The organism is Candidatus Acidiferrales bacterium, from assembly GCA_035515795.1.
Taxonomy (GTDB): Bacteria; Bacteroidota; Ignavibacteria; order Kryptoniales; family JAKASW01; genus JAKASW01.
The window spans coordinates 216,351-241,550 of sequence record DATJAY010000004.1 but is presented as its reverse complement, the minus strand read 5'-3'; the positions used below and the strand labels follow the sequence as shown (position 1 = coordinate 241,550).

Annotated in this window: 22 protein-coding genes; 3 read left to right on the top strand and 19 right to left on the bottom strand. The window is 46.8% G+C overall.

Going from position 1 to position 25,200, the window contains the following annotated elements:
• Positions 1-4: 4 nt before the first annotated feature.
• The 9 genes from upp to VLX91_03695 all read right to left on the bottom strand — a co-directional run bounded on the left by upp (position 5) and on the right by VLX91_03695 (position 9,694).
• Entirely contained in the window at positions 5-628 is a 624-nt protein-coding gene (upp, locus tag VLX91_03735; protein ID HUI29305.1) for a uracil phosphoribosyltransferase, read from the bottom strand.
• A gap of 30 nt (positions 629-658) precedes the next feature.
• Positions 659-1,453, bottom strand: coding sequence for a TIGR01458 family HAD-type hydrolase (locus VLX91_03730; protein ID HUI29304.1), 795 nt, complete (start codon positions 1,451-1,453; stop codon positions 659-661).
• Positions 1,454-1,698: 245 nt separating this feature from the next.
• Positions 1,699-2,595: a CxxxxCH/CxxCH domain-containing protein gene (locus VLX91_03725; protein HUI29303.1), complete on the bottom strand. Its 897-nt coding sequence runs from the start codon at positions 2,593-2,595 to the stop codon at positions 1,699-1,701.
• Positions 2,596-2,597: 2 nt separating this feature from the next.
• On the bottom strand, positions 2,598-3,857 hold the full coding sequence (locus tag VLX91_03720; GenBank protein HUI29302.1) for a cytochrome c3 family protein: 1,260 nt from the start codon (positions 3,855-3,857) through the stop codon (positions 2,598-2,600).
• 11 nt (positions 3,858-3,868) lie between these two features.
• The gene (locus VLX91_03715) at positions 3,869-5,149 is read right to left on the bottom strand and encodes a hypothetical protein (GenBank protein HUI29301.1); all 1,281 of its coding nucleotides are present in this window, start codon (positions 5,147-5,149) and stop codon (positions 3,869-3,871) included.
• A 255-nt stretch (positions 5,150-5,404) separates the two neighbouring features.
• Positions 5,405-5,956, bottom strand: coding sequence for a cytochrome c family protein (locus tag VLX91_03710; GenBank protein ID HUI29300.1), 552 nt, complete (start codon positions 5,954-5,956; stop codon positions 5,405-5,407).
• 77 nt (positions 5,957-6,033) lie between these two features.
• Complete coding sequence (locus tag VLX91_03705) at positions 6,034-6,426, bottom strand: hypothetical protein (GenBank protein HUI29299.1); 393 nt, start codon at positions 6,424-6,426, stop codon at positions 6,034-6,036.
• Positions 6,386-9,061 (bottom strand): cytochrome c3 family protein, encoded by a 2,676-nt coding sequence (locus tag VLX91_03700; protein ID HUI29298.1) that lies wholly within the window; start codon positions 9,059-9,061, stop codon positions 6,386-6,388. The genes VLX91_03705 and VLX91_03700 overlap by 41 nt, the downstream gene beginning before the upstream one ends.
• A gap of 267 nt (positions 9,062-9,328) precedes the next feature.
• Positions 9,329-9,694, bottom strand: coding sequence for a hypothetical protein (locus tag VLX91_03695; GenBank protein HUI29297.1), 366 nt, complete (start codon positions 9,692-9,694; stop codon positions 9,329-9,331).
• A 293-nt stretch (positions 9,695-9,987) separates the two neighbouring features.
• On the opposite strand from VLX91_03695, the gene VLX91_03690 reads away from it, so the two are divergent.
• Both VLX91_03690 and VLX91_03685 read left to right on the top strand, forming a co-directional pair.
• Positions 9,988-11,856: an ATP-binding protein gene (locus VLX91_03690; protein HUI29296.1), complete on the top strand. Its 1,869-nt coding sequence runs from the start codon at positions 9,988-9,990 to the stop codon at positions 11,854-11,856.
• Positions 11,853-13,166 (top strand): sigma-54 dependent transcriptional regulator, encoded by a 1,314-nt coding sequence (locus tag VLX91_03685; protein HUI29295.1) that lies wholly within the window; start codon positions 11,853-11,855, stop codon positions 13,164-13,166. The genes VLX91_03690 and VLX91_03685 overlap by 4 nt, the downstream gene beginning before the upstream one ends.
• A gap of 23 nt (positions 13,167-13,189) precedes the next feature.
• Here the strand turns inward: VLX91_03685 and VLX91_03680 are convergent, their stop codons facing one another.
• The 6 genes from VLX91_03680 to VLX91_03655 all read right to left on the bottom strand — a co-directional run bounded on the left by VLX91_03680 (position 13,190) and on the right by VLX91_03655 (position 18,902).
• A complete protein-coding gene (locus tag VLX91_03680) occupies positions 13,190-14,365 on the bottom strand; it encodes a redoxin domain-containing protein (protein HUI29294.1) in 1,176 nt (391 codons plus the stop codon).
• Positions 14,366-14,513: 148 nt separating this feature from the next.
• Complete coding sequence (locus VLX91_03675) at positions 14,514-14,984, bottom strand: universal stress protein (protein ID HUI29293.1); 471 nt, start codon at positions 14,982-14,984, stop codon at positions 14,514-14,516.
• Positions 14,985-14,993: 9 nt separating this feature from the next.
• Positions 14,994-15,539, bottom strand: coding sequence for a cyclic nucleotide-binding domain-containing protein (locus tag VLX91_03670; protein ID HUI29292.1), 546 nt, complete (start codon positions 15,537-15,539; stop codon positions 14,994-14,996).
• Positions 15,540-15,602: 63 nt separating this feature from the next.
• Entirely contained in the window at positions 15,603-16,526 is a 924-nt protein-coding gene (locus tag VLX91_03665; protein ID HUI29291.1) for a branched-chain amino acid transaminase, read from the bottom strand.
• A 17-nt stretch (positions 16,527-16,543) separates the two neighbouring features.
• Entirely contained in the window at positions 16,544-17,662 is a 1,119-nt protein-coding gene (locus VLX91_03660) for a hypothetical protein (GenBank protein ID HUI29290.1), read from the bottom strand.
• Positions 17,663-17,708: 46 nt separating this feature from the next.
• Positions 17,709-18,902, bottom strand: coding sequence for an aminotransferase class I/II-fold pyridoxal phosphate-dependent enzyme (locus tag VLX91_03655; protein ID HUI29289.1), 1,194 nt, complete (start codon positions 18,900-18,902; stop codon positions 17,709-17,711).
• A 348-nt stretch (positions 18,903-19,250) separates the two neighbouring features.
• Here VLX91_03655 and VLX91_03650 point away from each other — a divergent pair, with 348 nt between their 5' ends.
• Positions 19,251-20,693 (top strand): hypothetical protein, encoded by a 1,443-nt coding sequence (locus VLX91_03650; protein HUI29288.1) that lies wholly within the window; start codon positions 19,251-19,253, stop codon positions 20,691-20,693.
• 45 nt (positions 20,694-20,738) lie between these two features.
• On the opposite strand, the gene VLX91_03645 is transcribed toward VLX91_03650, so the two are convergent.
• The 4 genes from VLX91_03645 to VLX91_03630 are packed head-to-tail and all read right to left on the bottom strand — an operon-like array spanning position 20,739 to position 25,059.
• On the bottom strand, positions 20,739-22,997 hold the full coding sequence (locus VLX91_03645; protein ID HUI29287.1) for a hypothetical protein: 2,259 nt from the start codon (positions 22,995-22,997) through the stop codon (positions 20,739-20,741).
• Positions 22,998-23,057: 60 nt separating this feature from the next.
• Positions 23,058-23,513, bottom strand: coding sequence for a 6,7-dimethyl-8-ribityllumazine synthase (gene ribE / locus VLX91_03640; GenBank protein HUI29286.1), 456 nt, complete (start codon positions 23,511-23,513; stop codon positions 23,058-23,060).
• Positions 23,513-24,379: a PHP domain-containing protein gene (locus VLX91_03635; GenBank protein ID HUI29285.1), complete on the bottom strand. Its 867-nt coding sequence runs from the start codon at positions 24,377-24,379 to the stop codon at positions 23,513-23,515. Before VLX91_03635 ends, ribE begins: the two co-directional genes overlap by 1 nt.
• On the bottom strand, positions 24,376-25,059 hold the full coding sequence (locus tag VLX91_03630) for a Crp/Fnr family transcriptional regulator (GenBank protein ID HUI29284.1): 684 nt from the start codon (positions 25,057-25,059) through the stop codon (positions 24,376-24,378). Before VLX91_03630 ends, VLX91_03635 begins: the two co-directional genes overlap by 4 nt.
• Positions 25,060-25,200 lie beyond the last annotated feature (141 nt).

Below are 25,200 nucleotides of genomic sequence, written 5' to 3'. Positions count from 1 at the left end.
AGTATTAAGTCCCGAAAATTCTGTCCCCTGCGTCTCCGAGGCCCGGCAAGATGTATCCATTCTCATTTAGCTCACGGTCGAGTACTGCAGCATATATCTTCACTTCGGGATGTTCTTTCTCAAGGAGCCTTACGCCTTCGGGTGCGGCAACGATACAATTCATCCTGATATTCTTTGCTTCACGAACCTTCAAATAGTTTATTGCAGCTGAAGCGCTTCCACCGGTCGCGAGCATCGGGTCAATAAGGATCACTGCACTCTTTGACAAATTAGGCGGCAGCTTTTCATAATAGTCCACCGGTTTCAATGTTGTTTCGTCACGGTACAAACCGATGTGTCCAACCTTAGCACTAGGAATAAAACTCAAATAAGCCTCCATCATTCCGAGTCCGGCACGAAGCACCGGCACTAAAATGACTTCGTCCGCGATCTTGAAGCCATTCGTCTTCTCCAGGGGAGTCTCAACCGGATTTGAATTCACATGCAGGTCTTTCGTTACTTCGTAGACCATCAGCGACGAAAGTCTCCTCAGAACGATTCGGAAATCTTCGCTTGTCGTCAACTTGTCGCGCAAAATGCTCAGGTCCCGCTTAATCAGGGGGTGATCGATTACATTAAGATTTTTCATAGCACGGAAAGTTTAGAAATGGTTTAAATTTCAACCGAGGCTCTCACTCAGCTGCCTGACAGAATCAAAAGACCAGTCCGGCACGATCCCAAAATGTTCGCTGTACGAGTCATTATGCTTGCCGGTCTTCACCAGTATTCCAATGAGTCCTGCGTCCATGGCGCCTTTAATGTCGGCCTCGATGTCATCTCCTATCATGGCGAATTCTCCGGAAAGCCACCTCTGGCCGGTTTGTACCCTAATATCATGGACCGCAAGATTAAAAAATTGTCGGGATGGTTTTCCGATTATCCTTGTCTGTTTGCCGCTGGAGTATTCGAGACCCGCCACAAAGGCACCCATATCAATCTGCAAGCCTTCTGCATCTCTGAAGAACCGATTTTTCTGCAAAGCGATTAATTCCGAACCGCCCATCACGAGTCTGAATACCCTATTCATTATCTCGTAATTCATTTCGCTCCCGATGTCCCCGAGAACAACATAATCCGGATTCTTTTCAGAAATCTCGATCTCATCGAATTCCTCAACAAGGTCTTTTGCCACCACGAGGTAACATTTAACACCGCCAAAGGTACGAAGCAATTCCGCTGTCGCTGACGCCGCGGTAAAGACCTCATTAACTGCCACTTCAAGATTGAGCCGTTGCAGCTTCTGTGCAATCTGCTTCCTCGATAAGACAGTCGTGTTCGATACAATCCTGAAACTTCTATTCTGAGATCGAAGCTTACGGATAAAATCATTTGCTCCCGGCAGTATCGAATCTCCGACAAACAGGGTTCCATCCAGGTCAATCAACCACCCCTTGACGTTATCGAGTGTGTTCAATTTCTTTCCTAATTAAAGATGAATCAACCGACACAAATGTAACATTTTGTCGCTTAAGATGCACGAAGGCTAATGGATATTTACGGAGAGAACAGTGCAACATGACCGCGTAATTTCGCCAACTTTCTTCGAGTCATTTTGCATCCAAACGACCTGCGTCGTCTTCCCCTCATCTGCAATGCTCTCGACGAGAATCAGCGGTCGCACGCTTCAAGTCTGATTGGCACAGGTAAACCGACAACACTCTACCATGAATCTTGAGAATTGCCGTACAGCTCAAGTTTTCCATTCACATGCAAGGACTTGTCTTGAATCCCGGTCTGTCCCATCATTGGCTCGTGGCAAAGAAAACAATTCTGTGCACTTTCACTTTGATAAACCGGGACAATCCCGTTAATCGCACCGTGCGGAGGTAAACCATGGCATGAACCGCACGAATCCTGACTTCCGTCGACGGCTGTCCACTTAGGTGAAAAATTATTCCCGTTCTTGAAGTTGCCGTGACAATAGGTGTTCGAGCACTGGAGTGTTTGAAAATTAAATATCGGCACAGGTTTCACCGTCGCCATGGTGCTGTCGTAATACCGGGAACCCGGGAGATTTGTCTGAGTTAATGACACGCCGGAAAATAAAACTGAAACTTTGGTGCCGAACGGGTGTAGTCCGGGACCGGCGGTCTCCGGAACAAGGTGGCACGATGAGCAGGAAACGTTTGCAAAAAAATTGTTCGTCGCGACGTGACTTTGATGTGCACCAACCGTCGGATTTGTTGTGACAGAGTCGCCGGATAGATCCTTTGGCGGCGCAGCATTCAAAGCACTGCCATGGCATGTATTACACGCAAGGGTGCCGTTAGTCCCGCCGTGGCAATCATAGCACGAACGCTTCGCAATGCCCCCGTTAAGATCGCTGCCGTGACACGACGTGCATGTTGTCATGTCATAATTGTTGTTCCTGATGTAAGTTCCATGAAAGTTTGCGGAACCTTGTGTCCCCCAGCCCACAGGGTGAATGTTGGACTGAGATTGCGGAGGTGCCAAAACATTATTTTGCAGTTTGCTGCAGGAGCTAAAAATCAACCCGAGGACAACAATCGAATTGACGGGAAATAACAGACGGCCAATGCCTAAATATTTTTTCATTTTCAGTCTCCCGGATGACTACCGTGACAATAGCCACAAAACCCTATCCCTGGCTTGCCGCCTGGATGAGCATTCGGATCGGTGTGGCATGTGTAACAGACTGCTCCCGCGTCGTCGTGCCAGCTTCCTTGAACGTCATGCATAAAAAACGCCGCATGAGTTCGGGGGTCGTTCCCTTTTATCCCGTCAGGATCGGTGTGGCATGTTATGCAAGTCGGGTCTGCTCCTTGAGCATCGTGGCAGCTCGCACAGCTTTCAATATCCTTCCGGGCATATTGCGCATGTCTTCCGCCGCCGCTGCCCACACCAAACGTTATGAAATTCCCGCCTTCGTGCCACACTGGTTCTATCCTCGAACCATTTGCGTTTGAAGTATGGCATCCCACACAGAAGGCCCGTTCATCATGACAAGTATAGCAGTTGCTCTCTCTGCCTTTTGCGTCGATGGAATGTGTAAACCGATAGTTCTCGGGATGAACTTTCTCCGCGGTAGTTTTATCGTGCGTCGTCAATGGAGAAAGCGACGGAGTCGACGGCACATAGATCTGTCCTGGTGTTAAATCCTTTGCCATGTTTGAAGCATCATGGCACTCCTGACAAGTGGCAGGGCTGTGACAGGATTTGCAGTCATTTTGCGGCCCTGACACATTTACGAAATTCTTGTGCTGGCTCACAAAATCTGTCTCACGATGAGAAGCCGGAACTAGTTTTGTCAGGTCTTTATGACAGGTCTCGCACCCTCCAGGAGCCGCCTTCACGACATAATCAACTTTGTCCGTCCTGACATTCGTTTCTACAAGGCCATGACATGTTACACACTGTTCCATCTTTGGGAGAGCATTTGCGTCCTGCTCCGCATAATCAACTTTATCCAACCCTTGATGGCACGTTTCGCATTTTAATTTCAAGTCGCCCGCGTGATGCTGGTGTGAGAAAAAAACCGGACCGCTCGTTTGAACAAGGTCCTTGTATGTTGCACTGTCGGAAGAAGTATGACAAAAATCGCACTTCGTAGTGGCCTGATCATGACAGGTGTAACATGTTTCCATCGATGGAAGAAGAATATCCGTCTCCTTTGTACTGGTCATTACCGCGGTATGGCAATCAGCGCACGCGACGCCGACATCGTTTATGTGTTTAGAGTGAGAAAATTTGATGAGCTTTTGGTTGTCAGATTCCGGAGAATCTTTCAGTGCAAACAAGCTTGAAGTAGTCACAAGTCCTGCGACAAAAACGACTCCCAAGACCACAAGATGTCTCATGCTCGCCTCCATCACTGCATACCTGATTTACTGAAGAAATAGTAGCTCACCTGCAGATACCCGCGGAAGTCGTTTCTGTAAACCGGATCCTGATAGTATTGAGCTTGCAAGGTAACTGATAGAAGATTTACGGGCCTGCACGTCAAGCCAAGCGAGCCGCTGTACAAGCGGCTTGTGGGCAAAGAATCAGCCTGCAATATCTTATAACCGGTGATTTCACCGGATGCAATCAGCATAAGCTTCCGGTCCATGAAAGGATAGATGAGCTGCGCGCTTACGCCGTTCAGGTTCCCGGCAAATCCATCATCGTGAGAAAAGTTCAGGTTAAACAAATAAACGTTCGCGCCAATTGTAAACTGGGTTGAATTATCACCGGAATAATAGATCTTATTGACGGAGCCGTAAGCAGAAACATCTTTCATCAAAAAGTAATTTAATCCAAAATCGTACTCGTCAGTACCACTATGGTCGAACACTGAGAATATCGAGTTGAATGGCAACCTCGAATCATGATGAAAATATCCGACATCGGCAGATAGGGCGGTTATCGGCGAATAACGAAAAGAAACTTCGGTACGATTCCACTCCTCAAAGTTTAAGTCGTAATCCAGCCTGAGATATCCGGAAACGTCTTGTGTGTAATAGAAAACGTCGCCGGAAACGAACTGACTTGCCACTGATGATGGGTCTATCAATACCTGACGAACGTCGCTCGGCGCATCAATACTGTCTCTTCTGAGCGCGTAGTAGCTCGACGGCTTAAATGTCTTGTCTACATAGGCGCCGCCAATCCTGAAATTTTCAAAAGGCGAATAGCTCGCCTGTGCGCCGGACACCAAGTTATCTTTCAGATCAGAATTCAGCTTGAACCTTTCATCAACCGGAGGAAGCGAGCCTCCAAAAACCACGAGACTAATTTTGTTGTCGAGGAAATTTGCATCGGCACTCAAGCCATCAAACGAAGAAATTCCCACCTGTTGAAACACCGGCTGCCTGCCGATCTTTAGATTAACGGCATCGGCAACGTTGCGCGCCTCAAGGTATAAATTCTCCGCTCGAAGCAGCGGATCGTTTGGTTGACTTGTTATGAAATCGTTCGTCGCTAGAATGTAGGTATGTAATTGATAATCGCCCGTTCCAAAATTTAGTTGCATAGCTTCAAAGCCGCGGAGACTTATCTTCGACGTATTGGTGGTATCGTACTGCTGGTATGAATAAAAGGTTGTAACGAATCTCCCGCTAAATGACTGGGCACAGGCATCAACAAAAAGGAAAGTGGCTGCAAATATCATCAACAGCACTTGTTTATCAACCGGTAACCGACAGCTGAAAGCAGAGCGCTCAGTGCGAATAGCTGACCGATGAGAGAAACTTTTCACGGCCCACCTCTCTTTTTGTTCTCAAAGAAAAAACAAGATGTTAAGTCGTTCGAATGGGTAAACGGAAGGACGCTGCCGCAATGCACCTCGCCTATAATGACCTCAGGCGCAGCCAACGCCGGCCCTCCCAGCAACTCCACTTCCTTCTCTTCCGAACTTACAAACTTCTTATTGCTTAGGAACAGGGTGAGCAATCTCGGCCCACATCTTCTTAAAATCGAAAGATTTGAATGTCGGGCTCTTCTTGTTGTGGCAGGTTTCGCAGAGTTTCTCGGCACTGCCATCATCGACCGAGAGAACTGTCAATCCTGCGGCAATCGCTTTTTGCTTGTCTTTCATGGTCGACATCGCTTTGTAGTCGTTGCCTGCACCATGGCACGATTCACACTGTACGCCGTCTTCTTTGCTGAACTTCGGGCCGAGCAAGGAAGCCGGCGCATCGTAAGCAGTCTGGTGACATTCTATGCACTCTTTCGCTTCAGAGGCTTTTCCTTTCACACCGTGGGCAGCCGCTATCTTGTCAGCGTCGGCAGTCTCGAGGGCTTTCATTGCCTGTGAATGTTTGCTTGCCTGCCATTTTTGAAACTGCTGACCGTTCTTGTCAGTTTTATGGCACATGCTGCAAACCTGAACACCGACATATTGATGATTATTGTCGGCCGCGATCGACACGATCGCCGAAAATAAAATTATCACCAAAACTGACGCTACAGATTTCATGATGTTACCTCCGTTTTCATTTGTGCTACTGCATTTTCAATAATGGTACTGCTTTATCTTACAAGGGTTGTTTCATGTCAACTCAGCCCGCCGCATGAATCGCAGACGGTTCGAGTAAGCATTCTCTCAAGTTCTTCTTTCCCGATAAATTTATAGCATCTCTCGCAAAATCCATAATTCCCGCCACGCAGCCTGCTTAAGGCAAGCTCAAGCTCCTTGAATTCGGTTTCAAGCTTTCTTGCAACTTCACATCTGTAATCGAGTTCGACTTCGCACCTTTTGTATTCACGGTCGCAGACACTGCAAATATATTTCTCGCCGCTTTCAAGATCAACCAATTCGTCGGGATGCGCGTACATCATTTGGAGTACGATGCTGATCCTCGTTGTCACCAGCGATTCAAAGTGTTTCTTCAAACTCGAACTGATCTTACCGCTCGACGCTGTCATCTTCCGTCGATGGGGTCTCATTTCCGTTTTCGACGACGATTTCATTTGCCCTTTCCTCTTTTTCTTTCAGCCGCTCTAATTCCAAGGGATGTTCGTCAAACATCTCCTCTTCGGTTATCGTACCGAACAACCACGAAAGGTTCATCGGATAAACATCAGGGTTAAACACAACAAAATATAAATGCCAAACGACAATCGACAGTGAAGCAAGTATCGCTTCATAGTAATGGATTAATGTCGCAGCATCAAGGCCAAGTTTTGTGAATAGCCCCAACGAGAGATTGTCGAACCAAAGAAGCAGACCGGTTGTCACCATGACCACCGTTCCCCAAATCAGGGCCCAATATTCAGCTTTTTCGACGTAGCTGAATCTGTCGAATTTCGGCCGCTGATTTTCCAACCCGAGGAAATACTTTATAATATCCTTGACGTCACGAGCATCTTTAAGTCTCGGGATCATATCATGGATAAATTCTCTCCCCCTCTTTGTAAAAATTATGTAATAGAAGTGGACAAGAGCAGTAGCAATCAGCAGGATTGCGCTCATCCGGTGGACAAGACTCCTGAGTTCAAACACGGTTTCTCCTCCCCCTCCGACAGCGCGGATCGATTTCACCCACCACGAATCGGGAAATCTCAGCATGAATCCGGTAAGAACAAGGAGCGTGAAACTGATCAGCAAGCCCCAATGCTGGGCCATCTCCCACTTTGTCATTCTCGTATGGAGTCTAGCTTCAAAGTGGATGTGCTCGAATGATGGATTTCTCCGCTTTTTAAGCTTACGTTTTGCCTTCTTGGTGAAATCAAAAATATTATGAAGAATCATAAGTCCGATGATGCCTGCGATCATCACGACGTAAATCTGAGAAATCCAATAAAGCAGCGGATCGTTCCTGGAAGCAGGCAAGACGTGGACAGCAGCAGAAGCAAACTGTGCATCAGCGCCTGAATGGCATTTTCCGCAGGTTCCGGCAAGGTTTGCCTTGTTGATTGGCGACGTCGGATCAGAGGATGGCTTTATGTCGTGCGATCCATGACAGCTCGCACAATTTGCAACTGTCGTCGATCCGCCCTGCGTGGCGAGTCCATGATAACTATCCAGGTAACTCCCCACTGTCTGTTGAGGCAAACCGTAACGCTGTGTTAGGCTGACGGAACCGTGACACTGAGAACAAACCTGAACTATATTTCCGTTTGAAACCGTGGATTGCGGATTGCTGGGGGCCAATATTTGATGGTCGCCGTGGCAGTTCGTGCAAACCGGCGCGCTGTTGTTCCCCGCCAGAATTGCCTTGCCGTGAATCCCATCGAAATATTTTGCGGCGACATTTTGATGACAGCCGCTCTGTCCGCATGTGCTGGGAATATTATTCCTGAAAACTTTTGACTGAGGATTTCCTGCGGGCAGCATATCATGCGCCCCGTGGCAGTCGCTGCAGGTCGCAGCCTTTAGATTTCCTTTCGAAAGCGCAACCAGATGAACACTGTATTTTATGCTTTCCAGAAAGGCGGGCGAAACCCCAACGATCTTTAACACCGCCTCATTACCAATATGACAATCAAGACATATCTTGGGTTCATTAGCGCGGCTCACCGGCGAGTTTGGATCGCTTATCGAATTAATACTATGTTCATTGTGGCAATCAGTGCAGACCGGAGAAACAGCAAGCCCGTTCTTGAAGCCCTGACCGTGCGACGAATTCAGATAATGAGTTTCGATGTCTGCATGACATCTTCCGCATGTCGCGACGATATTTGCACGGTTAACCGGAGACGCCGGATCGCTTGCAGGTTTGATCGTGTGCGAGCCATGACAGTCTATGCAGGTCGCACCCTTCCCATTTTTTCTTACCGACTCCTCGTGTATGCTGTGATCGTACGATTGCACGAGAGAGATTTCGCTGCCTGACAATCGCCCCGCAACAAGAAGCCTTTTGTCGGTGTGGCACTTGAAACAAGCGTTCTGAGAGATGATTGCTTTAGAAACTTGCGTCCCGTGCGCGGCGTGGCAGCTCACACAAGTCAAAGATCCGCTGACAAAAGCCTTCTTGTGGACTCCTGCCTCGATTGCAGAATTAATTCCTCCGTGACACCGAGCGCAAAGAGTGTCTTCAGCCGCCCATCGCCCCGGCGTCACAGCCATTACCTCGTGGGCCTTATCGTGGCACGATTCGCAGCCCATTTTATTCTTATTTATGTCAGCTCTTGCATGTGCAGATGTAAGGAAAATCTTTTCCGCCGAATGACACGATAGACATTCTCTGTCTCCAGCGATTTTATCTGTTGATTGTATGTCATGTTTGCCATGACAATCGAAACATTGAAGCCTGGAGTGTGCCAGTCCTTTCATTTGTTTGGTGTCTTTTGCTAATGGGATATCGTGGCAGCTGCCGCAATCGACCGGAGTTATTTCTTTTTTGTGAGGAGTGCTATTAGGATCAAACCCCGCATGGCAATCGACGCAGGACGCGTCCCCATGAACGGACGACTTAAAGCTTTTCTCATTGACATAAAGACTAACCGCTGTTCCACTTTTCTCCATTGTCAACGAGGAATCAGAGTGGCAAGTCAGGCAATCGTCATTGGACTGCCCGAATGCCGGTCCTATTAGACCAAGAAATGAGGCAGAGAACGACAAAATAAGTAGATGCTTCATCCTGCAATATTACTCATTTGGTGCAACTTGAGCAAACTTTCCGCGCCTTGTTAATAGGAGACTGCTGTCAGGGACGCTAAATTTTTTCCCTGACAGCAGCAGGAGGAGGAAAGAAAAGAAATTCTAACAAAATTTTTTGGGCCGCCGAAGTATGGCAGTGCCTTCCCCTGAGCGAGTAGCATTTATATAAATCAGCAGCCCAAAACTCATTTCACTATGTGGTGCTTCAGCAATTATTTTCAATTTCGATATCTCAACTGCATTTATTCAGTGAACAGTCACATCTTGATTCGATCTTGAGAGTGCCTTCTCTATCGTGTCACTCAGTTGCTTCAGATTAAGCGGACGCTCCGAAAATAAAATCGTATTGTCGTCGATTTCTGAGTACTCATCGTCTCCAGATTGGGCAATGATAATTTTTTTCTTCTTCAGATTTTTGAAGAAATTCTTCGATCGATCAGAGGACCTGGTTGGAGCGTGAATAATCAACGAAAGATCTTCCTCTTCACCGATTTCATGGATCACCCGTTCAACCTCATATCCCTCTTTAGTCAGGAACTTAGCAAGAATGTCGAACATCGCATCTTCATCGGCGACAATTCCTAAAACATGTTTTTTTTCAGACTTTCTCATCACAGTGTCATTTCATCAAGCCATATGCCACGATTGGCATCGTGCAGATACTTAAAAGACTCTACTTTTGGCTGAAAAAGGAGTTGAATAAATATACATCGCGACGCGTGCGTAATTATTCCTTGTTTTTAGGTGGAATAATTCCGCAGAGCCATTTCATACTCACCGCTCCTTCCTCATGTTTCAGCAGCGCCCCCTCATAGCGCACGTTTTTTTGCTATACGCAATGAATTAACAGCCGGCATCTTCAAACATTGATAATTATCCTCCGTTTTGCAAACTTATAAATAAATATGTTCAGCACTCTTAGAGCAAAAGTCGCGGCTGGATTCACTGTCCTCGTGATCATAAACGTGATCGTCAGCGTTTGGTCGATCTATAACTTTCATGAGTTGACTTCTGCCGTCACAACAATGATCGGACAGAATTACCAGAACGTTATCGCCGCGCAAAGCATGTTGAGAAGCCTTGAGCAAGACAACAGCGCGCAATTATTAATGCTCGGCGGTTACAGCGACGCAGGCTACATACAATTCCACGAGAACCAGAAGAATTTCTTTGCGGCATTTCAACAAGCGGTCAGCTCCAACGGTTTGCAGCGCGGGGCAAAAATATTGGAGCGAATCGACTCCCTCTACTCAAAATATTCCAGCGACACCGATACGCTGAAAGACATTATTTATCGGGATCGTGACAGAGCTGCCCTTTATTATCATTACAACAATATCCTTCCCCTTCTTGACAAGATTAAGATTGAATGCTTCCAATTGCTCGACATAAACAACAGCGCTATGGTTCAGACTGTCACGAAAGTAACAGACACCGGAGATCAAGCGACACTCGCAGTCCTCGGAGCGTTGGCATTGGCAATAGTCTTGAGCATAGTAGCAAGCTGGCAGTTTTCCCACTATATCACAGAACCTGCAGAAAAGCTGATCGATACGGTCAGAAAAGTCGGACGCGGTTTTCTCGACGTCAGGGCCGACATAAATTCGCGAGATGAAATTGGAGAGTTGGCACACGAGTTCAACAAGATGGCTGAGCGGCTTCAAAAGTATGAAGAGATAAACATTGAAAAACTCATCTCGGAAAAGAAAAAATCCGAGACGATAGTTTCTACAATATCCGATCCGATAATAATCGTCGACATAGAAGGACGGCTTGTGTTGATGAATAAGTTGGCGGAAGATCTGTTTTACCTCTTGGAAGAAGAGGTGGTCGGGAAACAATTTCAGGATGTCGTCAAGAATTCGGAACTTGCCAAGTACGTAGACCGCAGTCTCCACGGAGAAAACTTAAACGACATACCTCCGTACTTCGAATTAAAATTTGAAGGGGAGAACAGATATTTCAGGATAAAGCTGAACCCGACCGTGGCAAGCTCCGGAAAAATTTCCGGCGCGGTTTTGATTTTACAGGACGTCACACAATTTAAAGAGCTGGACAAAGTTAAATCTGACTTCATGGCAAGGGTCTCTCACGAGTTTCGGACTCCTCTTACATCAATCAACATGACTTTCGACATACTTAAGGACGAACATATCGGTCATGTCAACAAGAAGCAGCGGGAGCTTCTTGCGGCGGGAAAACACGACGCTGAACGCTTGACCAAATTAGTGCGTGAACTGCTCGAACTTTCAAGAATAGAGTCGGGAAAAATACAGCTAAAGGAAGACAGAGTTGAGACGAAATCATTGATTGAGTTTTCAGTGCAGCCGCTTCTCCTTCAGTTCACAAACAAAAATGTTAGACTCATTATCAATACGGACGGCGCAATTCCCGTTTTCTTGGCTGATTATCAGCAGTTATCATGGGTAATTTCCAATCTAGTCACAAATGCTTTGAGATTTACTGATGCCGGCGGAACGGTGATCGTGGATGCAGCGATGAACGGAGATAATCTGGTTGTAGCAGTGCGAGACACGGGGTGCGGTATTGAAAAGGACGAACTGGAAAAAATCTTTGACAAATTTGTGCAGTTGCAGGATTCCTCCAACCCATCGCCCGGCTCCGTCGGCTTGGGGTTATCCATCGCGAAGGAGATAGTTGAATTATACGACGGGAGGATTTGGGTCGAAAGCCAAATCGGGATCGGCACCGTCTTCACCTTTTCAATCCCGATAGGAAAAAGAATCGTCGGCGAAAGAAAGATCTCGGCATGAAAACAAATGTTTTGCTGGTAGACGATGAGCCGAACATTCTCCGTACGATGAAAATTTGTCTGGAATCGATCGGGCTCGAGGTCACCGCAGTGTCAAGATCCGATGAAGCTCTGAAGATTGCCAACCAAAAACAATTTGACATTGCATTCCTGGATTTGAAAATGTATCCCCTTGATGGCATCCAGCTTCTGGCTGAAATTAAGAAAATTTTCCCCGACATAATAGCGGTGATCGTAACCGCGCATGGCTCAGTTGACTCCGCGGTTCAAGCCATAAAGCAAGGAGCCTACGATTATCTTCAGAAACCTTTTGACTTTCAGGAGCTGCAGCACTTCGCTCAAAAAGTACATGAAAACTTTAAACTTCAAAGACAACTCAAGCAACTCCAGCAGCAATTAAATTTATATCAGGCGTCGGAAGATATAATCACTACGAATCCGCAGATGCTTTCATTGCTCAATCTTGCACGCGAAGTCGCAGACACAAACATAAGCGTGTTGATCGAAGGCGAAAGCGGCACGGGCAAGGAAGTCATGGCAAGATTCATCCACAATACGAGCGCGCGCAAAGACGGTCCTTTTGTTACAGTGAACTGCGCCGCCCTTTCGGAGAGCCTCCTCGAAAGTGAACTGTTCGGCCATGTAAAAGGTGCGTTCACCGGGGCAGTAAAAGATCGCCAGGGAAGATTTGAAATGGCAGATGGCGGTACGGTATTCCTGGATGAGATCACAGAAATACCTACGACGACTCAGGCAAAGCTCCTTCGATTTCTCCAGAGCCGGGAATTTGAAAGGGTCGGCGATTCGCAAACAATAAAAGTAGATGTTCGGTTCATCGCGGCAACAAACCGCGATCTTAAAGATGCCCTGGGCTCCGGACGATTTCGCGATGATCTTTATTACAGGATTAACGGAGTCACCATAAAGCTCCCTTCATTGCGTGAACGACCCGACGATATACCAATTCTCATAAAACATTTCATCGAAAAATTCGGAAAGCAAAACCAGCCTGAGGTCAGTTCCGAAGCGTTCAAAATGCTTACCGGTTATCAATGGCCCGGGAACATCCGTCAACTTGAAAATGTGGTCGAACGCGCAGTTCTCCTTGCCCACGGAAGAAAAATAGAACCCTACCACTTGCCCGACGAGATCCAAAGTAAGGAGAACAAGCGTCTTGTTTCACTCGATGAACTTGAGAAAGATTATATCGCGAGAGTGGTACATGAATCTCTGACGGTCGAGGAAGCTTCAAAGATTCTCGGGATCGATCCTGCAACGCTTTGGCGGAAGAGGAAAAAGTACGGTTTGTAGAGGTTCGTCGGCATCCTTTGCTCCTAGTTGGATGGGGTCTGACATGCCGTCACAAACGTAAACGCATAAGCAGCGAACTCATCAGATGTCGTCTGCAAAGTCAATATATGCCTTCCGTAATTCTTGTTTTTGATGATATAATACATTCGCGCGGCATCGACTGTCACGTACGTTCTGCCGTCCGAATCTCCGCGCAAATCGCTTGACCAGTCTTCTTTTGCGACGGGCTTCCCATCCTGGTACACGTAGACCCTAAAAGGATCATGACGCCCAGGGTTAGAATTGAAGTCGGGCCTGATAACCAGGTTTGCTTCGGCAGCAATGTAATTAATTATCAATTTCCCCCTACTACTTATCGAATCCCCCAGGCCATCTCCGCCGACGTAACGTACGAACTGTTGTTCGATATCCCACTTCCCGACTAAATAGAATTTGTCTTTGTCGATGCTGCCCGGCTCGGAGTATGATACGGTCTCATTATGCGAGTATCCTTCCTTGTTCCCGATTGAACCTCGGGCATATCCAAGATAAGTCTCAGGTGTCGTGAGATAGCAAACGGCTCCCGGAACGTCGGTCGCCCGTATCGGTTCCATTACAGCCGGAAGTTTCGCGTCCGGGTTCGCCTCCTCCAGCAGCTTCTGTACCATCGTTTCGAATTCGCCATATCCACCCTCACCAAAATGGATATAACGAAGTGTCCCACCTTTATCGAATAAATATTTTGCGGGCCAATATTGATTCCCAAATCGATCCCAGATTTTGAATTCATTGTCCATCACAACAGGATAGTCAATTTCGAATTTCTGAATTGCAGCCATTACGTTTTCCCTCTTCTTCGCGAACTCAAACTCCGGCGAATGGACCCCGAGGATCACCAACCCGGCATCCTTATAGCGGCCGTACCACTCTTTGAGATACGGCAGGGTTCTGATACAGTTTACGCAGGTGTAATCCCAGAAATCCACGAGGACAACTTTGCCTTTCAGATTCAGCGTATCGCCGGTGTTGAACCAATGCATCGCCTCGATGGACGGCAACGTGGGCATCTTGATGTCCCGATTTTTCAAGTCTGTCAGGGATTCCTGCGGCAGCTGGTACGTTTGACCTTCTGCTGAACAATCTTGATTGCTGAAGTTCCAGCTTAAGGAAAGGAGTGCAGCGAGCAAAACACAAAGGGAAAAAGGCAATCGGAGTTTCATCGAGGTTCCTTTAGAAGAACTAACAGGCAATTCTATTGCCTTCGTTCCCATACCCCAACAACTTTCACGGCGTCGTCACAAAAACCACTTTGTGATAGCCCTGGCCGAACCTGTTCTCGGGCGTCTGACTCCCGAAAGCCGAGAATCTTTACGGCGTTACAAATTCATGTTCATGGGGCCGGACGGTGAGGACAGGACATGGTGCTTTTCGTACCACTTTATCCGCTGTGCTGCCGAACAGGACGTGATCCATGCCTGTCCTTCCATGCGAAGAAATAACGATAAGGTCAATGCTCTCAGACTTGGCGACATCGACGATTTCAATAAACGGCTTGCCCACTCGTATTATCGATGTGACTTTTATGCTGTCCGGAATTTCCTTCGCGACTAGCTCGTTCAGTTGTTCTTCGCTGTGTTTTCGAATTTCTTCTTCCATCGCAGGAATGCTCACTTGCCCGAAGCTGAAATCCGCGGGATAAACTATCGGCTCCACAACGTGAATTATGACAAGTTCGGATTTGAACAACCCTGCTAAGGTGACAGCATATTTCAGGGCGTGCAACGAATAATCGGAAAAATCCTGAGGAACAAGAATTTTCTTTAAACTGACGGTCGGCATGTTACCTCCCTACTTTTTGTTCCGAATCTTCTCCAGCTCCGCGTTCAATTTAGCAAGCTGCTCGTTTGTCACTCTCAGGCGAGTACCGATGACTTCACCCAGCTTAAAAAGGATTTTCGTGCCTAACTTCGGTGAGCGGCTTAAAAGATTTATGAGATCGGGCCTGAAGAAACCGATAATTTTCGATTCCGTTTTCGAGATAGCCGCTGCACTCCGCGGCGATTCGTCAAGCAACGAAAGATCGCCGAAGAAATCCCCCGACTTGAGGAGCGCTAATTTTTTTTCCCTTCCCGCGTCATCGAAGAACATTATCGAGACTTCTCCTTCTTCGATGACGTACATCCCGAGTCCCGGATCACCCTGGGCGAAAACATACTCGCCCGCCGAATATTGCCGACGGTGCACAATCCCGCTGACTTGCCTCAACTCCCTTGAAGTCAACTGAGAAAAAATCGGCACTTCAGAAAGCAATTTTTCCAGATTATCATCATCCTTTTTATGATTGCGGAAAAAATTTTCCCACACGCTGCTAACTACCGATACTTGCTCGCCCATAAAATAAATTCAAAGTTAGTGGTGAAAAATTGAGAGCCTTAAATCGCCCATCAGCACTCTTTCTCAGTCGTACACGAACGTCAACCAGCCGTGCGTGTCTTCTCCATTTCTAATAATGTTGAAAAACTTATTCTGCAACTCCCGTGTGACCTGACCCGGCTTGCCGTTTCCAACCTTAATCTTATCTACCGAACGGATCGGAGTGAGTTCGGCGGCTGTACCTGAGAAGAAAACTTCATCGGCAATATAAAGAAACTCGCGGAGCATTTGTTCTTCCCGCACTTCAATGCCGGATTCCTTTGCAAGCTGGATCACCGATGCCCTGGTGATACCTCCGAGGATTGCTGAATGCAGCGGAGTCGTATAAAGAATTCCATCTCGGACGACAAAAATATTTTCGCCGCTTCCTTCGCTCACATAACCATCGGCATCCAAGGCGACACCTTCCGTGTAACCGTTTGCCATCGCCTCTAATTTTATCAATTGAGAATTCATGTAGTTGCCGCCGGTCTTTGCGAGCGTCGGAAACGTATCCGGCGCTGCTCGACGCCAACTGGAAACACAAACATCGATTCCGTCCTGAACCGCCTCATGGCCGAGGTATTGCCCCCATTCCCAGACCGCGATGACCGTATCGACCGGATTGTTGGATGGATTCACTCCTACATCGCCGTAGCCGCGGAAAAAAATCGGGCGGATGTAACATGCTTTCATTTTGTTCGCCCTTATCGTCTCCATGGCTGCCTGTTTGAGCTGCGTTATTGTGTAAGGGGCATCCACGCGATAAATTTTTGCCGAATTCTCAAGTCGTTTTAAATGCTCATCCAGCCGGAAAATTGCCGGCCCCTTCGCCGTGTCGTAACAGCGAATCCCCTCGAACCAGCTTGAGCCGTAATGAATTACATGAGATAACACATGAACCTTAGCATCGTCCCAATTCACAAGTTTACCGTTCATCCATATCTTTTCAACTTTCTTCACTGGCATTTCTCAAAAACCTCCGATCAAAAATCCTTCCTGTAGATTCTGTAAGTTTTATATTTTTCTGCATTCAATAATTCCGCACTCCGATTCATCATTAAATTATCCTCGAGCACCCATGATGCCTCACCGTCGGGGTATCCAAGTTTAACTGCGCGTTTCGCCGTTTCATAAAACAATACTGCCGAGATCCCTGTCTGCTGGTAGCTATGAATCACGCCGAGTACCATGATCCTTATCCATTTTATCTGTTTCTTTTTGGTCAAGAGATGGTAAATGCCCGGCAGCAGATGGCCTTTCTTGTTGAATTTCAGTGCGTAATTAATATCGGGAAGTGAAAGTGCAAATCCCACGGGCTTGCCGTTGACTTCGGCAAATATAGCAAGCTCAGGCTCGACAACCTGCTTCAAGTCCTCGGCGAGGAAATCGAACTCCTCATCTGTCATCGGCACGAATCCCCAGTTTTTGCTCCAGGCTTCATTATAAACATCCTTAACTTTTTTTATCTCTTCGCCAAGCTTTTTCATATTGATGCTTCGAAACGTGACACCCTCCTTGTGAGTTATCATCCTCGCCACCCGTTCCAGCTTGTCCGTGAATACGCGATCTTTGTTCACATGGAAAGCGAAAAGATCTTTCTCCTTTTTCAGTCCGTAGTTATTGAATAAATCGAGGTAGTACCTCGGGTTGTAGGTCATCAACATGATCGGGCTGCTTTCGAAGCCATCGACCAGGAGGCCGACCTCGTCGTTCGTCGACGGATTAATAGGCCCCCGCATCGCTGAATATCCTTTTTTCTTGATCCAATCCCTGCTTGCATCAAAAAGCGTGTTTGCGACTTCCTGGTCGTTCATCGACTCAAAAAATCCGAAGAAGCCGATTTCCTCTTCCTGGAATTTATTGTGATTATAATTTATGATCGCTGCGTTTCGTCCTACAACATCTCCGTTTCTATGTGCAAGAAACATTTCTATCTCGGAATGTTGATAAAACGGATTCTTCTTCGTGTCCAGGAGTTTTTTCCTGTCCATCAGAAGAGGCGGAACCCAATATGGATCATTCCTGTAAATCTTCCAAGGGAGTTTTATGAAGTCCATCAAGTCTTTCTTTGTGCGCACGGGCTTTATGTCAATTCCGCTCATCTCTTTCCTCTCTGTATGTGGTTTCAAGAATTTGTGCCGATGACCATCATGCGATCACGCCGAGCTCTCTTCCGATCTCTCCGAAAAGTTCAACTATTTTGTCTAAGTGGTGCCGCTCGTGCGTCGCCATGTAACTTGTTCTGAGCATTTCCATACCTGGCGGGACGCCCGGTCTGACAAATGCATTCGCGTAGACACCGGCATCGAAAAGCTTTCTCCAGAATAGTAACGTCTTCATCGTATCGCCTATGATAACAGGAACGATCGCGGTTTTGTTTTCATGGACCTTAAAACCAAGCTTTTTCAAACCTTGTCTCACATAATCTGCATTACTTATCAGCTTGTCAACAAGTTCCGGTTGCTCTTCCAATATCTTCAGCGCTTCAATCGCCGCAGCCACCGAAGCGGGCGTCGGACTCGCACTGAATATGAACGCAGCTGAATGATGCTGCAGGTAGTTTATGACAGCCCTCTCGCCGACGACAAAACCGCCGAGCGAAGCAAATGTCTTAGAAAAGGTTCCCATGGTCAGATCAACATCACCATCCAGCCCGAAATAGCTCGCCGTGCCGCGACCACCTTTTCCAATGACACCGACCGAGTGCGCATCGTCGATCATTACACGAGCATTGTACTTCTTTGCAACCTCCACCATCCGAGGCAAATCCAGAATATCTCCGGATGTTGAGAATACACCGTCCGACACAATTAACTTTGGAGCATCCAACGGTATTTTAGAAATCACCGTCTCAAGATGATCCATATCGTTGTGTTTATAACGAACCAACTCCGCGGTTTGCCCCTTGGATATGAATGTTCCCATGACGATGCAGGCATGATTGTCTCGGTCTGAGATGACATACTCGTCGTGCTGAACCAGAGTTGAAATCACTCCGAGGGCCGTTTGGAATCCGGTCGAGTAAGTCATGCAGGCCTCTTTGCCCATGAACTTTGCCAGTCGCTCTTCGAGCTCAAAATGCAAGGTAACCGAGCCCGTCAAATAACGGGAGCCGGAACACCCTGTACCGTATTTATCGATAGCCTTCTTTGCTGCCTCGCGTACTCTCGGATGAGTCGTCAAGCCTAAATAATTATTCGATCCCGCCATGATAATTTTTCTATCTTCAATGACGACAACGGGACCTTCATTTTCTTCAAAAGCATGGAAATAAGGATAGAGTCCTTGCTTTTTTACTTCATCAGCTAAAGTATAATCACGACATTTCTGAAATATGTCCAATCGAGTTTGCCTCCTTTGAGTGGATGTGGAAATCGTTTCCATTCGGTTTAATATAAAAGACAGTTCGGAAAAATGCCAACTATTGATATTGTTTAATAATAATACGGGCCGAAGTTTTCGTTTTTTTCAGCCCCTTGCTCCGGAACGCAAAGTCTAATTTTCTGGAACATATATCACTGAACATTCTTTCCTCGTACCATGTTGCGGGTTTCTCAGCAAAGCATAGTTCTTTGATTCTAAACCCTCCAAAAGTTCGAAATGTAGCGAAGTCACCGCAGATCATTGAATCGCCACCCAACAAATAATAACTTTGATATTGGATCTTTTAAGATAAATAAAACCGAAGATATGAAAAACTCACTGTTCGCTCTCGTCTTAGTTTTTGGAGCCGCCGCACTATTACTCTACCGCCATTTTATACCCGATGATGCCTTCATTCACATCGGATACGCAAAGGATATATTAAGCGGAAAAGGGTACAGTTTTGCCGGGAACAAAACCTACGGCTCTACTGCTCCACTCTGGCCGCTGCTCATCGCGGCCACTGCGTTCATCCTACACAACTTTGTTGCCTCTGCCAGACTACTGTCGCTCGGGTTTGCAGCGGCTTCGATAGTCATGATGTATTACACCGCGAAACTGCGTTTCGGTTCAATCGAATCATCAATTGCCGCTTTTTTGTTGGCCGCGAACGCTTACTTTCTTCGCTGGTCATTTACCGGAATGGAAGCGCCTGCAGCATGTTTCTTCATGCTTTTGCTTGCCTTCATCGTTTACAAAGAAAATGATGGCACATCAAAACGATCGGTATATCTTCCCCTAGGGTTGGCGCCGTTGATACGTCCGGAGTTCTGTCTGGTCTTCTTAATATTCTTCTCGTACCTCCTGGCAGAACAGAAAACGAAATTTGATTTCGTCAAGATTATCTTGTCAGCACTGCCGCTATTGTGCTGGCTGACCTTTGCAATAGCATACTACGGAACTATCGTCCCGACAACACTCCTCTCAAAGGCAGGAGATCCGTTCTTTTCGACTGAAATTTACACCTTGCTGCGGGACGCAAAATTACTTTTGTCAGAAAACCTCGTTGAGATTGGATTTATTTTGGTCGCGGTCACTATGTTTCTCCTCCCGACAAGAAATCCCAAACTAATAACCACGAAGAGAATAAATTCAGAAACCTTTCTTTTCATGATTTTGACGTTTTCGTTTTTCTGTTTCTACATGTTAAAAAACGTCGCAATCATCTCCAGATACTCGCTGATGATCACGCCGCTCGTAATTCTTGTCACGGTAGATTTTGTAGGTCGTGTAATACAAAGATGGAATTTCTCTACTGGGACAAAACGTTTCGCCTGGGTCGCCCTGATTGCCGGTTCAGCATTTTATAATTCTCTTTTCACCGCGTTCATAGTTAAACCCGATGCAGACAGATTTTACGAAGGATTCCAAAAACATTATACGGAGATTGCCGAACTGTTGAATAAATTAAACACCGGGAATTGTCACGTGGCCACCCCCGATGTAGGAATAATCGGGGTGTACTCGGGATGCGGTATTTACGATTTGGGTGGATTGGTTGACAAAGACTGGTACAACTACAACAAAAGCACCGAAGAATATTTAAAAGCAAAAAAGCCTGAGTTCATTATTCTCCGCACGGGTGTACACGTGCGATTACCAGACCTAGATGTATCGCTTCAAAAAATTTATGACGCCACTTTGGCAGGGTTTGGAATTAACGCAACGCAGGACACTCACGTGGAGGTATATCGCGCACATTGGCAGTAGCGGTCGACATCGAGTTACTCCTGAAAGCGGAAAGGAAACATTTATTCATCGGACTATCGCTACTTTTGTTACGGCGCTCTGGGTACCGTCCGGAGAATAAGCAATTATTATGTAGATTCCACTCGGCAGCAGTCTACCCTCGTCATCAGTACCAAACCAATAAGCAATATCGCCTTGAACGGTTCCCGCCGGACCGGGGAGATGACTAACCATTTTGCCGGCAACGGAAAAAATCTTGATCTGGCTGTCCGCGACAAGTCCCGCAATTCGTACATAGTCCTTGATCGGAAACTTCACAGGATTGGGGTACACTTTTATCTTGGTGAAGTTTGTCTGCGGTTGTATCACTCCCATTTTTAATTGAGTTACTCCGTAGTTCGTCGCAAAGTACACAATCCCGTGAATTCTGTCGCAAGCAACAGAAACCACATTGTCATTGGGAATCGGGCTATTCGTGATATTGTATTGTGCTAGCTGCGTATTGCCGTCTTTCGATAACACGAATACGCCAGTCACTGTCGAAATCCATTTATTATCCAAGGCATCGTAGTCAATCCCCAGAATATCCTGATCCAGCATCGAGTAAATTGACAATACCAAGCTCGGATCGGTCGGGTCATAGATTACATTCAGGCCCAGAGTCGTCCCTACCCATACTTGATTTTCATTATCAACCATCACCGAATTTACCTGATCGCTCAGGAGTCCGTCACTTGTTCCGATAGGGAAACTTTGATCGTCGCTTTTGTCATCGAGGGTTCCATTCGCGTTATAATAAAACACTCCATCAAAATTGCCCTGATTATCTACAAACTGATCTCCGGCCCACACTCCCCCGTAGCCGTCGACGGCAATTGAAACAAAACCGGCGGGCGGCGAATAAGGGTTGTTGAATGTGTACCATGAAGAGTCCTGAGGGGAATAGACTGCCAATATGTTCCCGTTGTACGCGCCAAAATCGGTCATCCAAATATTACCATTTGCATCACATGCAGCGTCTCCCACCACGACATAGGTAGGGTCATTCGAAATGCCGACAAGCTGTGAATTGGAACTGTTGAACACCTTTGTTATCGTATCGCTGCTCAATAGAGCTATCCCACCCCTCGGAGTCGGTTTCGGTCCAGGCCCGCCCCAGGCGCCTGCCACAATTCTGTTTCCGCAAACCGCGCTGATCTGGAAAAATTGGTTCGTCGTCAAGATCGGAGTCTGACTCAGACTATAATTTTTCCATTTGGTTCCGTCAAATTTCATGAACGCCCATCCATGGTCATCTGAGCTGGTCGCGCACCACAGATTTCCTGATGCGTCAACAGACAAATGGTTGACAAAATTTGTAGCCGGACCAGGGGGCACGATGGTTTGAACTGAAGATCCGATGGAAAGTAATCCTAGCGACGTTCCGCCGAGAATTAATGTGTCGGCATACGCCGCTACATTGTGCAAAGAAACGCCGCCGCTGTAGATCGTGGAGATGGAATTATCAGGGAGCAACTTGAACAGTCCGTTCTGCGAATTTATTAACAACGAATTCCCGTCGTCAACAAGTGTTACAACATTCATCGTGCCTGTGCCTGGGAGCAGCTGAAAAGTGATTCCATCGGATGAATAAAAGATGCCATGGTTCGTTCCAACCAGCAAAGAACCGTTGAAAACCACCAGCGAGCTCACACCGGAGGAGAATCCGATCGAGTCCGGCACCGCGTTCCAGAAATCTGGCGCAGCAAGATCTGTCGCAGAACGCGGCGCAAAGGACAGACCAAACGGACTCGCTACATAAATATCACCATGAAAAATCGCAACTGAATTTGCGGTGTCGGTGGCTTGTTTCGGAAAGAAGTGCAGATAGCTATCAAGAATTCCGAACGAGCTTCTTGAAATGACAATCACACCAAAGTCGGTACATGCAAACAGCGTGTCTCCGGCAACTGCCAGATTTCTGACCCGTTTAGACAACGCAGAGGATTTTTCGATGTCCTTTTGTGACCTATACCTCACCCCGGAGCTGTTGAGCTCATCGATGGTTCCATCTCCTTCACCCACCAAGATATTTCCAGAGTCGGAAATTATTGAGGTCGCTTGTATGTTCGACAACCCTTCGGTCGTGGTGAACTCATCAAAAGTGCCGCTCACCGGCGAATAGGAAAATACTCCGCCTGAAGTGGCAGCCCACACATGTCCATTGAAAATGGTGATTCCATTCACATTGTACATGGAAGAAAAATTCTTCCATATAAGAGTTTGTGCGGATGCTTGTAACCCCATCATGGACACCATGATGATAACCGGCAATTTTCTAATCATAAATCAGGCTAATCCTTCGTTTCTTCTGGAACACGTCCTTCATTTCCGCCAGGACGCGGATTATTTGAACAAGTTTGCCATTTCAATAGCAGAAACTGCTGCATCGTAGCCTTTGTTGCCTGATTTTCCTCCCGCACGGTCGATCGCCTGTTCGACCGTGTCTGTTGTTAGCACTCCGTATATTACCGGAATCACGGAATCAAGTGAAAGTTTTCCTACCCCTTTCGCCGATTCGCCGGCGACGTAATCGAAATGGGGCGTCTCTCCCCGGATCACCGCTCCGAGACAAATTACTGCATCATGCTTTTTTTGTTCAATGACTTTTTTTGCGACTGCGGGAATCTCAAATGCGCCGGGACACCTGTAAATATCGATATTGCTCTCGGAAACCCCATGACGGTTAAGACCGTCCATTGCGCCCGACAACAGACGTTCCGTCACGAATCCATTAAATCGACTGACCACGATCGCGACCTTCATTCCACTTCCGTTTAATTTTCCCTCGTGAATAGCCACTAAACGATTCTCCTGCCTAATTTTTTTTGCATTGATTCAAGCCAGCGTTCTTCAGAAGAATACTTCCCCATGTTAGCGTCGTCGTTCTTCAAGCCGCCATGGTAATCACTGCCGCCGCATTTCAAAAAGCCATTGCCGTCCGCAAAATTCCGCAGCCATTCTGTTTCGTCCGGCGAATGAGAAGGATGAACAACTTCAACTCCATCAAGTCCGAGCTTCTGGAACTGCCGCAACAAATCCTCGTTAACATAATGCGAAGGATGAGCGATAAAACTCAAGCCACCGGCTTGTGCAATCATCTTTATGGCTTCCGCTGGAGGGAAAGGGCAATTTGCTTCGTACGCCGGTCTCCCGATTCCGAGATATTTGTCGAACACTTCATCGTAACTTTCAGCGTACCCTTTTTCAACCATCGTGCTGGCAATGTGCGGCCGCCCGATTGAATTCTGGACGCCCGATTTCTCAAGAACAGATTCAAACTTTATCGGGATCTTGATCTTATTCAGCTTGTCAACTATTCGTCTTGCGCGGCTCACTCTTGCATCTCGCAGATGACTAAGCAACGAATTAAAACTATTGCTTGTGTAATCGATAAAAAGACCAAGAAAATGAAGTTGGTATTTCTTATAGCTCGACGTAATCTCAATTCCCGGGATAAACTCGATTCCGATTTTGTTTGCGCAAGATTGTGCTTCGGTCAACCCGGCGACGGAATCGTGGTCGGTTACACTAATTAATTCGATGCCGACTGACTTCGCTTTTTCAATAAGTTCGCGCGGAGTCAACGCCCCGTCGGAATGTAAAGTATGGGTGTGAAGATCGATTGTCCGGGAAATACCGGATTGTGGTTCCACTTTTTCTTTCAACTAAATTTTCGTCTAAATCCTTCGTAATCCAGTATGACCAGCGTGTTGCCATTGACGTTGACTAGTTTCAGCTTTTCCATTTTGCTGAGTGTTCTAGAGACCGTCTCTCTCGTAGTACCGGCCATGTTTGCGATCTCTTGTTGAATGGGCAGATTATCGACTTCAACTTTACCCTGCTTGATCCTGCCCCGTTCATCGGCAAACTGAAGTATAACATAGCCGACGCGATGGTATGCGTCTTTCAGAGAGAGACTCTTGATCAAAGCATCTGCTCTCCTTAGACGAAGGGTAAGATGTCTCAAGAGTGATATTGCAATGCTCGGGTACTCGTGCAGCAGGGCGAGAAAATCCTTTCTATGAATCATGAATAGCTCCGATTGTTCCAGTGCGACGACGCTGGCAGAGCGAGTCTCCCCATCGAGCAACGCCATCTCCCCAAATATATCGCTCGGACCCAGGATACTTAGAATGACTTCACGCCCGTCATCTCCCACGCGAACGACCTTCACTTCACCGCCAACTATGACAAATAATGCAGATCCTGTTTCCTCCTCCATTAAAATCACTTCACCCTTTTTATAATCTTTTTTGACGCCGCAAGCACTTATTTTCGCGAAATCCCTTTCCTCAAGCTCCTCAAATATTGGAGCGTTCTTCAAAAACTCCATAGCCTCTTTCATAGGATGCTCCCTGCTTATTTGTTAATTAAGTTGTCAAATGCTTCATCAAAAATAAACCTGCACCGAAAGAAAATCAACGCCAACAAAGCCTGCCTTTCAAAAGAACTAAATATTCGTTCAAACGGTTTTATATTTTATGAT